Consider the following 12,356-nt stretch of genomic DNA (forward strand, 5'->3'; position numbering starts at 1 on the left):
CTGTTGAGTTCTCAAGGAACGGACACTTCCTTCGGACCGCCTTCCAGCGGGCCCTCCGGGCGCTTCGTTCTTTCGTGTTTCCAGCCTACCAGATGCTTTCCGCACCGTTTACCGGAGCTTCGTTTATCCGATTTGCTTTCGCCTTTCGGCGCTCCCGAACTCTAGCAGAGTTTTTCGGGCCGTTTTCCGCACTCCGCGCTCGAATTTCGTTCGAGAACTTCCTGCAGGCCGTCCCGTGGGGCAACCCGGAGAACATTACGCACCGGGTCGCCCCACGTCAAACCGGACGACGGGGTGGTCGCGCGGAGGATCAGACCTCGACGACGACCGGCAGGATCATCGGACGGCGGCGGTAGTTGTCCGCCACCCACTTGCCGATGGTCCGGCGGACGAGCTGCTGGACCTGGCGAATCTCCAGGACGCCGTCACTCGCCGAGCGGTCCAGGGCTTCCTGGAGCTTGGCGGCCACCGGGACGAAGGCCTTGTCGTCGATGCCGGAACCGCGGGCCTGAAGGGTCGGACTGCCCACGATCTTCCCGTTGGTGGAGTCGACCACCACGAAGACCGAGATGAAGCCCTCCTCGCCGAGGATCCGGCGGTCCTTCAGCGAGGCCTCGGTGATGTCGCCCACGGACGAGCCGTCGACGTACACGTAGCCGGCCTGCACCTTGCCGACGACCCGGGCGACGCCGTTCTCCAGGTCGACGCAGACGCCGTCCTCCGCGATGACCGTGCGGTGCTTCGGCACACCGGTCGCGATGCCCAGATCCGCGGCTGCCCGCAGGTGGCGCCATTCGCCGTGGACCGGCATCAGGTTGCGCGGCTTGCAGATGTTGAAGAAGTAGAGCAGCTCGCCGGCCGACGCGTGACCGGAGACGTGCACCTTGGCGTTGCCCTTGTGCACGACCTTGGCGCCCCAGCGGGTCAGGCCGTTGATCACCCGGTAGATGGCGGTCTCGTTGCCGGGGATCAGCGAGGAGGCGAGGACGACGGTGTCGCCCTCGACGATGCGGATCTGGTGGTCGCGATTGGCCATCCGGGACAGCGCGGCCATCGGCTCGCCCTGCGAACCGGTACAGATCAGCACGACGTCCTTGTCCGGCAGGTCGTCCAGCTGCTTGACGTCGACGATCAGGTTGCCGGGGACCTTCAGGTACCCGAGGTCGCGCGCGATGCCCATGTTGCGGACCATCGAGCGGCCGACGAAGGCGACCTTGCGCTTGTGCTCGTGCGCGGCGTCCAGCACCTGCTGGATCCGGTGCACGTGGCTGGCGAAGGAGGCCACGATGATGCGCTTCTCGGCGCTCGCGAAGACGTTGCGCAGCGCGGCCGAGATGTCCCGCTCGGACGGGATGAAGCCCGGGACCTCGGCGTTGGTGGAGTCCACCAGCAGCAGGTCCATGCCCTCCTCGGCCAGCTTCGCGAAGGCCGGGAGGTCGGTGAGGCGGCCGTCGAGCGGCAGCTGGTCCATCTTGAAGTCGCCGGTGGCGACCACCATGCCCGCGGACGTGCGCACGGCGACGGCCAGCGCGTCCGGGATGGAGTGGTTGACGGCGATGAACTGGCAGTCGAAGGGGCCGATCCGCTCGCGGTCGCCCTCCTTCACCTCCAGCACGTACGGGCGGATCCGGTGCTCGGCAAGCTTGGCCTCGATCAGCGCGAGGGTGAGCTTCGAGCCGATCAGCGGGATGTCCGGGTTCTCCCGGAGCAGGTACGGGACGGCACCGATGTGGTCCTCGTGCCCGTGGGTCAGCACGATGCCGTCGATCTTGTCGAGCCGGTCCCGGATGTAACTGAAGTCCGGGAGGATCAGGTCGACGCCGGGCTGCTCGTCCTCGGGGAAGAGGACGCCGCAGTCGATGATGAGCATGCGGTCCCCGAATTCGAGGACCGTCATGTTGCGGCCGATCTCGCCGAGGCCGCCGAGCGGAGTGATGCGCAGGGCGCCCTCCTTGAGGGCCGGGGGCGCGCCGAGTTCGGGATGCGGGTGGCTCAAAAGACTCTCCTCACGACGCACGCCATATGCCTGGGGTCCTCCCCCGGGAGACATATGGCGTGCGTACTCAGTGTCGGTTTCCTACTGGGTCGGTGCTCTCGCGCCTTCGTTCCGGTCCAGCGGCGGACCTCGCGGGAGGTCCGGCGAGCCGGGGCGCGCACGTCTTGTCTGTTACAGGTGTACCCCGCCGGCGGCGAGATCCTTCTTCAATTGCGCGATCTCCTCGGAAGTCGCGCCGACCAGCGGCAGCCGGAGCGGTCCGGCCGGCAGGCCCTGCAGCTCCAGGGCCGCCTTGGTGAGGATGACACCCTGCGTGCGGAACATACCGCTGAAGACCGGCAGCAGGCTCTGGTGGATCGCCGTGGCCTTGGCCACATCTCCGCCCAGGAAGGCCTCGATCATGCCGCGGAGCTCACCGGCGACCACGTGCCCGACCACACTGACCACACCGGCGGCGCCGACGGAGAGCAGGGGCAGGTTGAGGACGTCGTCGCCGGAGTACCAGGCCAGGTCGGAGCGGGCGATGGCCCACGCGGCGGCGCCGAGGTCGCCCTTTGCGTCCTTGTTGGCGACGATCCGCGGGTGCTCGCCGAGCCGGACCAGCGTCTCGTGGCTCAGCGCGACACCGCTGCGGCCGGGGATGTCGTACAGCATGACCGGCAGGCCGGTGGCGTCCGCGATGTGGGTGGTGTGCCGGTACAGGCCCTCCTGCGGGGGCTTGCTGTAGTACGGCGTGACGACCAGCAGGCCGTGTGCCCCGGCCGCCTCGGCCTGGCGGGCGAGGTCGGCGCTGTGGTGGGTGTCGTTGGTGCCGACGCCGGCCACCACGTGGGCGCGGTCCCCCACCGCGTCCACGACGGCGCGGACGAGCCGGGCCTTCTCGGCGTCGCTGGTGGTCGGGGACTCACCGGTGGTGCCGTTGAGGACGAGGCCGTCATTGCCTGCGTCGACGAGATGTGCGGCGAGGCGCTGGGCGCCGTCGAGGTCGAGCCCGCCGTCAGCGGTGAACGGGGTCACCATCGCGGTCAGGACCCGGCCGAACGGCGTCTGGGGGGTGGAGGTCGGAGCCATGCGTCCAAAACTACTCGTAGGCGGTGGGGCGGTACCCAGGCCGGTCCAGGGTTCGGACAGGTGTGACGCGCGGAGCGGCACGACGATGGGATTCCGGTGCTGCGTGCTCGGGGGTTCACGCAGCACCGGAATCCGTGTCATGAGCGTAGGGAGCGGCTAGAAAAGCCGCAATCCAGACATGCCAGGCAAGCCGCCCATATGCCCGTCGCCCCAGGTCAGGGGGCGACCCGGCCGTGCTTCTCGAAGGCCGCATGGGTGAGCGGCATGAGCCGGGCCCACTGCTCCTCCATCCGCTCGGCGACCATCTCGATCTCGCGCTGCGGGAACGACGGCACGGCCGCGTTCTCCTTCTTGGTCCGCAGCGACAGGAAGTGCATCAGCGAGCGGGCGTTGCAGGTGGCGTACATCGAGGAGAACAGGCCGACCGGCAGGACCGCCCGGGCCACCTCGCGGGCGACGCCGGCCGCCAGCATCTCCTGGTAGCGGTCGTACGCCTCGCGGTACGCCGCCTCCATCGCCCCGGTGACGGTCTCGTGCTGCTCCGGAGTCCCGTCGACGAACTCGTAGCGCCCCGGACGGCCCTGCTGGACGAGCTTGCGCTCCTCCCCGGGCACGTAGAAGACCGGCTGCAGCTCGCGGTAGCGGCCGGACTCCTCGTTGTAGGAGTTGTGGACGACGATGCCGTCGGCGAGGAAGTTGTGCCAGGGGCCCTCGACGGCCAGGTCGTACGTCATCTCCTCGCCGCCTTCGGCGATCCCGACCACCAAGTCGGCCTTGGCCAGGGCCACCTTGCCCCCGCGCCTGGCCAGGGCCTGCTCATCGGCGCTCTTCGCTCCGTGGCAGTCCTCGCAGGCGGGGGCGAGGTTGCTCTCGTCCAGGGCCTTGCCGAGGTCGAGCGCCACCGGGACGACGTGGTCGAGCTCCAGCGCCTCGCGGGGGAAGCTGCGGGAGCACAGGTAGCAGATGTCCAGCTCGTCGATGAGCCGGTTACGGTGCATCGAGGTCCAGACCCCGATCCCCCGGCGAAGGCTCGGCGGCACCAGGGCCTCGGACGGCCGTGCGGCGGTGCCACCGGTCATCACCGAGTCACCGACCACCAGCTCACCCGCCTTGCGCCAGCCGTCCGGAGTGAGGATCGCGTGGTCCTTGCTGCAGCGAAGCTGCTTGCCGCTCGCCGTGGTGAGCCTGATGAGCTGCTTGACACCGGATTCCATGACATCGACGATCGGCGCTCGGCCGGCGAGCAGGGTGCGCTCGTCGAAGCACCGCACGTGGTTGCGCCGGACCGACTCCAGCTTCCGGGTTCGCTTGCCGGGGTTCTGCTCCCGGAACGCCAGGACGGCCGCGTCGGCGGCTTCACGGGTCTCGTGCAGGCCAAGGTGATGGGTCTCGCCCTTGAACTTGACCTGGGCCCGCCACTTCTCGGACTTCTTGTGCCAGGTCACGCCGCCCTTCACGGCCGGCATCCGGTCCTCGACCCCGACATGCCACTGGTGGTAGAGCTCGGCGATCGTCCGTCGCTTGAGCGAGCCGTCCTTGCCCTGCAGCGTGATCTCCGTGTCGCCCGCCAGGCACCAGCCGCTGCGGTGGCGGTGGAACTCCCGGAAGACGAAGATCGGCGCGCTGATGAAGAAGGTCATCGAGTTGTGCTCGAACGGCGTGCCGTGCCGGTCCCGCATCAGGTAGTTGATCAGGCCGGTGGACTTCTCCGGGTCCTGCTGCAACGCCTCCAGGGACTGCTCCCCGGCCGTCGAGACCCGGGCCGCCCAGATGACGTCCGAGTCGGCGGCGGCGCTGCGGACCAGCTCCACCGTGACATCGCTGCGGAACTGGGGGGCCAGAGGTTCGTCGGTCACGCGGTACTCCTCGCGGGTTCGGTGGTGCTGTGCAGCCGGATCGCGTGCTGCATGGTCTTACGGGCGCGCGGGGTGTCGCCGGCGTCGGCGTACGCCACCGCGAGGCGGAAGAAGACCCGCCAGTCGCCGGGCGACGCCTCCGCCTCGCCCTTGCGGCGCGCGAACACCGCGTCGGCCGAGTCCCGGTCGATCCGCCCACCGGCGGTGCGCTTCAACTCGTCCACCGGCAGGCCGCCCTCGGCCTCCAGCTCACGGGCGAGCCGTTCGCTGGCCCGGCCGAAGCGGACGGTCTGGCGCAGGAACCAGACCCCGATCGGCGGGACGACGAAAGCGCACAGGCCCAGGCCGATGCCGAGCGGCTTGCCGGTGGCGATCAGCTGGACGCCCTCGCCCACGCAGACCAGGGCCACCAGCAGCAGCACGCCGGAGAGGACGAAGAAGCCGGTACGGGAGGTCATCCTCGGCTCACAGGTCCAGGAAGTGTTCGAGGCCCAGGGTCAGCCCGGGGTTGTCCACGACCTTGCGCACCCCCAACAGGATGCCCGGCATGAAGCTGCTGTGGTGCAGCGAGTCGTGCCGGATGGTGAGGGTCTCACCCGTGTCGCCGAACATCACCTGCTGGTGGGCGAGCAGCCCGCGGAGCCGGACGGCGTGCACCGGCACCCCGTCCACGTCCGCGCCGCGCGCGCCGGGCAGGCTGTGCGTGGTCGGGTCCTGCTGGGGCGGCCGGCCGGCCTCGGCGCGGGCGGCGGCGATCAGCTGGGCGGTGCGGGTGGCCGTGCCGCTCGGCGCGTCGGCCTTGCGGTCGTGGTGCAGCTCGACGACCTCGACCGACTCGAAGTACTTCGCGGCGGTCTGGGCGAACTTCATGCCGAGCACGGCGCCGATGGAGAAGTTCGGCGCGATCAGGACGCCGACGGGCAGCGGCGGCCGGCCGGTGGCCTCGGCCGGGTACAGCCAGTGCTCCAGCTCGCCCAGCCGCACGTTGTCCCAGCCGGTGGTCCCGGTGACCACGTGGATGCCGCTGTGGACGCAGAAGTCGAGGTTGCGCATCACGGAGTCCGGATGCGTGAGCTCGACGGCGACCTGCACACCGGCCGCGGTGAGCTCCTCCAGGTCCGAGTCCCGGCCCAGCGTGGCGACCAGCTCCAGGTCGGGGGCGGCCTCGACGGCCTTGACCGCCTCGGAGCCGATCCGGCCCTTGGCGCCGATCACGGCGACACGCAGCGTCATAGCGAGAAGTCCCTTCAGACCAGCAGGTCGGCGAGCCGGGCGGCCCGCTTGTCGTTGATCGGGCCGATCAGCGCGAGCGAGGGCCGGTACGCGCCCAGCACATCACGGGCCACCGCGTGGACGTCGTCCAGGGTCACGGCCGCGATCTTCGCCAGCATGTCGTCCACCGACAGGTGGTGGCCGTAGCTCAGCTCGGCCTTGCCGATCCGGTTCATCAGGGAGCCGGTGTCCTCCATGCCGAGCACGGTGGAGCCGGAGATCTGGCCGATCGCCCGCCGCAGCTCCTCCTCGGTGATGCCGTCGGCGACCACCTTGGCGAGCTCCTCGCGGCAGATCCGCAGCACCTCCTCGACGCGCTTGGGCTGGCAGCCGGCGTAGATGCCGAACAGGCCGCTGTCCGCGTAGGACGAGGAGTACGAGTAGACCGAGTACGCCAGACCGCGCTTCTCCCGGACCTCCTGGAACAGCCGCGAGCTCATCCCGCCGCCGAGCGCCGCGTTCAGCACGCCCATCGCCCAGCGGCGCTCGTCGTGGCGCGGCACGCCGGGCACGCCGAGCACCAGGTGGGCCTGCTCGGTGGAGCGGTTGAGCACCTCGACCCTGCCGGCCGTGCGCAGCGTCTTGACGCCGCGCCGGGCCGCGGCGGGCTCGGCGGTGGAGCGCGCCAGCAGCGGTGCGAAGGCCCGCTCGACCTGGCGGACCACCTTGCGGTGGTCCAGGTTGCCGGCCGCGGCGACGACCAGGTGCTCGGGCTTGTAGCGGCGGTGGAAGAACCCGGCGATCTGGTCGCGGGTGAGGCCGTTCACGGTCTCCTGCGTACCGAGGATCGGGCGCCCGAGCGGGCCGCTGCCGAAGATCACCTTGGCGAAGAGGTCGTGCACCACGTCGCCCGGGTCGTCCTCGGCCATCGCCATCTCCTCCAGGATGACGCCGCGCTCGGCCTCGACGTCCTCCGGGCGGATCAGCGAGCCGGTGAGCATGTCGCAGACCACGTCGATGGCGAGCGGCAGGTCGGTGTCGAGCACCCTGGCGTAGTAGCAGGTGTTCTCCTTCGCGGTGAAGGCGTTCATCTCGCCGCCGACCGCGTCCAGGGCCGCCGAGATGTCCAGCGCGCTGCGCCGCTCGGTGCCCTTGAAGAGCAGGTGCTCCAGGTAGTGGGTGGCTCCGTTGAGCTGCGGGGTCTCGTCCCGCGAGCCGACGCCGACCCAGATGCCGAAGGTCGCGGAGCGCACCGTCGGCAGGGTTTCGGTGACGACCCGCAGGCCGCCGGGGAGGACGGTGCGGCGCACCGTGCCGGCGCCGTCCACGCCCTTGAGCAGGGTCCGGGTGGTGCCGGGGCGCTGCTTCGCCGCCGAGGCCTGGGCCACGGGGTGTACCTCCGTAGAGAGCATGTGCAACAACAGGGTGCGGCCCGCACGCCGACGGGGCGTGCGGGCCGCGGCCGCTTCTATCGAACCGGCGGGCTAGCGGCGCTTCACTCGGAAGCGTCCTCGCCGCCCTCTTCGCCCTCGACGACCGGGATCAGCGAGAGCTTGCCGCGCGGGTCGATCTCGGCGATCTCGACCTGGACCTTGGCGCCGACGCCGAGCACGTCCTCGACGTTCTCCACGCGCTTGCCACCGGCGAGCTTGCGGATCTGCGAGATGTGCAGCAGGCCGTCCTTGCCCGGCATGAGCGAGATGAACGCGCCGAACGTCGTGGTCTTCACCACGGTGCCCAGGTAGCGCTCGCCGACCTCCGGCATGGTCGGGTTGGCGATCTGGTTGATCGTCGTACGGGCAGCCTCCGCCGAGGGACCGTCGATCGCACCGATGTAGATGGTGCCGTCGTCCTCGATGGTGATGTCCGCGCCGGTGTCCTCCTGGATCTGGTTGATCATCTTGCCCTTGGGGCCGATGACCTCACCGATCTTGTCCACCGGGATCTTGATGGTGATGATGCGCGGCGCGTTCGGCGACATCTCGTCGGGCGCGTCGATGGCCTCGTTCATCACGTCGAGGATGTGCAGGCGGGCGTCCTTGGCCTGCTTCAGCGCGGCGGCCAGCACGGAGGCCGGGATGCCGTTCAGCTTGGTGTCCAGCTGCAGCGCGGTGATGAAGTTGCGGGTACCGGCGACCTTGAAGTCCATGTCGCCGAACGCGTCCTCGGCGCCCAGGATGTCGGTCAGCGCGACGTAGTGCGTCTCGCCGTCGATCTCCTGCGAGATCAGGCCCATCGCGATACCGGCGACGGCGGCCTTCAGCGGCACACCGGCGTTCAGCAGCGACATGGTCGAGGCGCAGACCGAGCCCATCGAGGTGGAGCCGTTGGAGCTCAGCGCCTCGGAGACCTGGCGGATCGCGTAGGGGAACTCCTCGCGGGTCGGCAGCACGGGCAGGATCGCCCGCTCGGCCAGCGCGCCGTGGCCGATCTCGCGGCGCTTGGGCGAGCCCACGCGGCCGGTCTCGCCGACCGAGTACGGCGGGAAGTTGTAGTTGTGCATGTAGCGGCGACGCGTCTCCGGGGAGAGCGTGTCGAGCTGCTGCTCCATGCGCAGCATGTTCAGCGTGGTGACACCCAGGATCTGGGTCTCGCCGCGCTCGAACAGGGCCGAGCCGTGGACGCGCGGGATGGCCTCGACCTCGGCGGCCAGGGTGCGGATGTCGGTGACACCGCGGCCGTCGATGCGGACCTTGTCCTTGATGACGCGCTCGCGCACGACCTTCTTGGTCAGCGCGTTGTACGCGGCGCTGATCTCCTTCTCGCGGCCCTCGAACTCCGGCAGGAGCTTCTCGGCGGCGATCGCCTTGACGCGGTCCAGCTCGGCGTTGCGCTCCTGCTTGCCGGCGATGGTCAGCGCCTGCGACAGCTCGCCCTTGACCGCGTCGGTCAGGGCGGCCAGCACGTCGTCCTGGTAGTCCAGGAAGATCGGGAACTCGGCGGTCGGCTTGGCGGCCTGGGCGGCCAGCTGCGACTGCGCGGCGCAGAGCGCCTTGATGAACGGCTTCGAGGCCTCGAGGCCGGCGGCCACGACGTCCTCGGTCGGCGCCTCGGCGCCGTCCTCGACCAGCTTGATGGTCTTGGTGGTGGCCTCGGCCTCGACCATCATGATCGCGACATCGCCGTCGGGCAGCGTGCGGCCGGCGACGACCATGTCGAAGACGGCGTCCTCCAGCTCGCTGTGGGTCGGGAACGCGACCCACTGACCCTTGATCAGCGCGACGCGGACGCCGCCGATCGGGCCGGAGAACGGCAGGCCGGCCAGCTGGGTGGACGCGGAGGCGGCGTTGATGGCCACCACGTCGTACAGGTGGTCGGGGTTGAGCGCCATGATCGTGCAGACGACCTGGATCTCGTTGCGCAGGCCCTTGACGAAGGACGGGCGCAGCGGCCGGTCGATCAGGCGGCAGGTGAGGATCGCGTCCTCGGAGGGCCGGCCCTCACGACGGAAGAACGAGCCGGGGATGCGGCCCGCGGCGTACATCCGCTCCTCGACGTCCACGGTCAGCGGGAAGAAGTCGAAGTGCTCCTTCGGCTGCTTGGAGGCGCTCGTGGCCGACAGCACCATGGTGTCGTCGTCCAGGTAGGCCACGGCGGAGCCGGCGGCCTGACGGGCCAGACGGCCGGTCTCGAAGCGGATGGTACGGGTGCCGAAGGAACCGTTGTCGATAACGGCCTCGGCGTAGAACACGTTCTCTTCCACCTGGAAGATCTCCTCTTTCGTACGTCTCCGGGAGAGCGCCCCCGCGCATTGCTGCCGGTGGCCCTGGGCCCTCTTTCGCAGAGGAAGGCAGTCGGGCCGGTCTTCGATCGAAGCCTCCGGTGGGCCCCGCTCGGTCTGCGGGGCTTCCGGCGGCCACTACCGAGGACCGGCGCCTCTCGGCTGCCGGGCCGGGGCGGGTGGTCCGCGTCTGGACGCTCTCTCGGATGCGGGCGGCTTCCGTTTGAAGCCTTCGTCCCGCGGGGGTCGGGGTCTGTCGCCCGGGTGGCGCGGTGTCGCGCCATCACCCGGCATGCCCACAACCCTACGGTGCAATCCTCGGCCACCAGGGGAGGTGCGCGCGAGTTGTTATACGCGGTCGTGATGGCCGGGGCGCCATGGGTCGTCGCCCGCGGCATACGCGCGAGGGGCGGCTCCCCGGTGTGGGGAGCCGCCCCGAGCGGCGGTCTTAGCGGGCGCCGCCGGCGGCACCGCGGCGGATGCCCAGGCGGTCGACGAGCGTACGGAAGCGCTCGATGTCCTTCTTGGCCAGGTACTGGAGAAGGCGGCGACGCTGGCCGACCAGGATCAGCAGGCCACGACGCGAGTGGTGGTCGTGCTTGTGGGCCTTCAGGTGCTCGGTCAGGTCCGAGATACGGCGGGAGAGCATGGCCACCTGCACCTCGGGGGAGCCGGTGTCGCCCTCCTTCTGGCCGAACTCGGCGATGATCTGCTTCTTGATGTCAGAGGCGAGTGCCACTGCAACTCCTTCGGGGTGATACCGAGTGGGCCTGGTCTACGGCACAGGACTCTGTGAGAACTCGGTGTCGTGACTGAGTGCGGCCGGCGGTCTGCGACCCGCGTGGGGCGGACACCCTGCTGCACTCGAAGGGCAAGCGTACCAGTGCCCCCGGCGCGACCGGTCAGCCGGTCGCGCCGCGGACCAGGCCGTAGACCTCCAGGACGCCCAGCGCCAGCGGGACGAGGGCGATCAGGGTGAGGCTGTCGACCAGGTCCAGGATGCGCCCCCAGAACGGCGAGACGCCGAGCCGGGGCACCACCAGGGCGATCGCGGTGAGCACCGCGGCGCCGAAGGCGATCGAGGTGGCCAGCCAGATCGTGCGCAGGTCCACCTCGGTGGAGCTGGCGGCCTTCAGGATGAACAGCGGGGTGTGCAGCGAGAGGCCGACGATCAGCAGCGACAGGCCGAGCAGGCCGGCGATGGTGAGGCTGAAGACCTGCGCGGTGTAGCGGAACAGCCGGGCGCGCAGCATGGTGGCGATGCCCAGGGTGAGGGCGAGCAGCTCCGGGAAGAGCTCGTCGGTGAAGCCGAGGACGGCGCAGGCGCCGACGATCACCGCGGCGCAGCCGCCGACCAGGCCGACCAGCACCTCGTGGCCGCGGCGGGCCTGGTGGGCGATGCGCTCGTACTGGACGGCCTCGGCGCGGCCGGCCTCCTCGTCGTAGTCGCGGCTGCGGGTCCGGGTCTGGCCGGGGGCGCTGAAGCCGACGGGGAGACGGGCGAAGCGGGCGGAGAGGCTCGGCAGGAAGCCGATCACGGCGACGGCGGCGACGCCGGTGACGGCGGCGATGTGGTTGGCCGGGGTCGCGGGCAGCAGGACGGCGGCGAAGGTGGCGAGGGCGCCGGCGGTGGCCAGGAAGGCGGCCGCGACGAACAGCGAGTCCTTCTCCGGCAGCAGGCCGACCAGCAGGACGGCCACCACCAGGACGGCGACGCAGCCGGTGAGGAACTGGAGCCGGCCCGGCCCCTCCCAGCGGTGGGCGACCGCGATGACGCCGCTGCCGCCGATCAGCGCGTGCGGCAGTGCGCCGAGGCCGAGCGCGAGCGCCGCCCAGGCGTCCTGGTACACCCGGGCCCGGACGCCGGCCAGGGCGGTGAGCACGATCGCGATGACGCCGGACAGCACGCCCGGCAGGCCGTGCATGTCGTGGCGCAGGTCGGAGAACCAGAGTGCGAAGCCGAGCAGGGTGAGCAGCACGCCGGCGCCGATCAGACCGAAGGCCCGCATCAACTCGGGGCTCCAGAAACGGCGGTCGGCCTCGACGGCGGTGGCGATGGCGTCGGCGACGTCGTCGTAGACGGCCGGCGGCAGCGACTCGGCGAAGGGGCGCAGGCTGAGCAGGTCGCCGTCGCGGACCTGCTGCGCGGCGAGCGGCAGGCCGCTGTCGAGCACGGTGCCGTCCCGGCGGACCAGGTGGAAGCCGGTCGGGGCGCCGTCGGGCTGGGTCTGCCCGGAGAGCCGCAGCACCTCGGGGTAGACGTCGGCGAGCGGGACGTCCTCGGGCAGGGCGACGTCGATCCGGCTGTCCGGCGCGACGACGGTGACCCGGCAGAAGCCGGTCGTGGCGGAGGCGCTCATGCCCGCACCTCGCCGACGCTCGACGCGTGCCGCGCGGTGCGCGCTTCCCTGACGAGTGGCTCGCTTCGCTCGCTCACTGCGCACCCCTCGATCGCTCGACGCACTGGGCGCTCCCCCTTGTTGACGGTGCCGCTCTACCG

Annotated in this window: 8 protein-coding genes and 2 pseudogenes; all 10 read right to left on the reverse strand. The window is 70.4% G+C overall.

The window, feature by feature from the left end:
• Nucleotides 1-310: 310 nt before the first annotated feature.
• Nucleotides 311-1,996 (reverse strand): ribonuclease J, encoded by a 1,686-nt coding sequence (locus ACIQTO_RS34840; protein ID WP_402396812.1) that lies wholly within the window; start codon nt 1,994-1,996, stop codon nt 311-313.
• 171 nt (nt 1,997-2,167) lie between these two features.
• Complete coding sequence (gene dapA / locus ACIQTO_RS34845) at nt 2,168-3,067, reverse strand: 4-hydroxy-tetrahydrodipicolinate synthase (protein WP_402396815.1); 900 nt, start codon at nt 3,065-3,067, stop codon at nt 2,168-2,170.
• Between the two features lie 215 nt (nt 3,068-3,282).
• Nucleotides 3,283-3,732, reverse strand: a pseudogene (gene thyX / locus ACIQTO_RS34850) (FAD-dependent thymidylate synthase); the annotation flags it as partial.
• 3 nt (nt 3,733-3,735) lie between these two features.
• A pseudogene (locus tag ACIQTO_RS34855) lies at nt 3,736-4,923 on the reverse strand (FAD-dependent thymidylate synthase); the annotation flags it as partial.
• Nucleotides 4,920-5,381, reverse strand: a complete 462-nt coding sequence (locus tag ACIQTO_RS34860) for a hypothetical protein (protein ID WP_402396818.1) — start codon at nt 5,379-5,381, stop codon at nt 4,920-4,922. The gene ACIQTO_RS34860 and the pseudogene ACIQTO_RS34855, both read right to left, overlap by 4 nt.
• A 7-nt stretch (nt 5,382-5,388) precedes the next feature.
• Nucleotides 5,389-6,156 carry a 4-hydroxy-tetrahydrodipicolinate reductase gene (dapB, locus tag ACIQTO_RS34865; RefSeq protein WP_402396820.1) on the reverse strand — a complete coding sequence of 256 codons (768 nt, stop codon included), beginning with the start codon at nt 6,154-6,156 and terminating at the stop codon, nt 5,389-5,391.
• A 14-nt stretch (nt 6,157-6,170) separates the two neighbouring features.
• Nucleotides 6,171-7,547: a M16 family metallopeptidase gene (locus ACIQTO_RS34870; protein ID WP_402396822.1), complete on the reverse strand. Its 1,377-nt coding sequence runs from the start codon at nt 7,545-7,547 to the stop codon at nt 6,171-6,173.
• Nucleotides 7,548-7,630: 83 nt separating this feature from the next.
• On the reverse strand, nt 7,631-9,838 hold the full coding sequence (locus ACIQTO_RS34875) for a polyribonucleotide nucleotidyltransferase (protein ID WP_402396825.1): 2,208 nt from the start codon (nt 9,836-9,838) through the stop codon (nt 7,631-7,633).
• Between the two features lie 466 nt (nt 9,839-10,304).
• Complete coding sequence (gene rpsO / locus ACIQTO_RS34880) at nt 10,305-10,595, reverse strand: 30S ribosomal protein S15 (protein ID WP_093860318.1); 291 nt, start codon at nt 10,593-10,595, stop codon at nt 10,305-10,307.
• A 163-nt stretch (nt 10,596-10,758) separates the two neighbouring features.
• Nucleotides 10,759-12,216: a type VII secretion integral membrane protein EccD gene (eccD, locus tag ACIQTO_RS34885; protein ID WP_402396828.1), complete on the reverse strand. Its 1,458-nt coding sequence runs from the start codon at nt 12,214-12,216 to the stop codon at nt 10,759-10,761.
• Between the last annotated feature and the right edge of the window lie 140 nt (nt 12,217-12,356).

It is taken from the genome of Kitasatospora sp. NPDC091207 (genome assembly GCF_044768625.1).
GTDB lineage: Bacteria > Actinomycetota > Actinomycetes > Streptomycetales > Streptomycetaceae > Kitasatospora.

What these genes read in the sequence shown, in the direction of transcription:
- ACIQTO_RS34860 (WP_402396818.1), bottom strand. Translation starts at nt 5,381, where the DNA reads ATGACCTCCCGTACCGGCTTCTTCGTCCTCTCCGGCGTGCTGCTGCTG.
- ACIQTO_RS34870 (WP_402396822.1), bottom strand. Translation starts at nt 7,547, where the DNA reads ATGCTCTCTACGGAGGTACACCCCGTGGCCCAGGCCTCGGCGGCGAAG.
- eccD (WP_402396828.1), bottom strand. Translation starts at nt 12,216, where the DNA reads ATGAGCGCCTCCGCCACGACCGGCTTCTGCCGGGTCACCGTCGTCGCG.
- dapB (WP_402396820.1), bottom strand. Translation starts at nt 6,156, where the DNA reads ATGACGCTGCGTGTCGCCGTGATCGGCGCCAAGGGCCGGATCGGCTCC.
- dapA (WP_402396815.1), bottom strand. Translation starts at nt 3,067, where the DNA reads ATGGCTCCGACCTCCACCCCCCAGACGCCGTTCGGCCGGGTCCTGACC.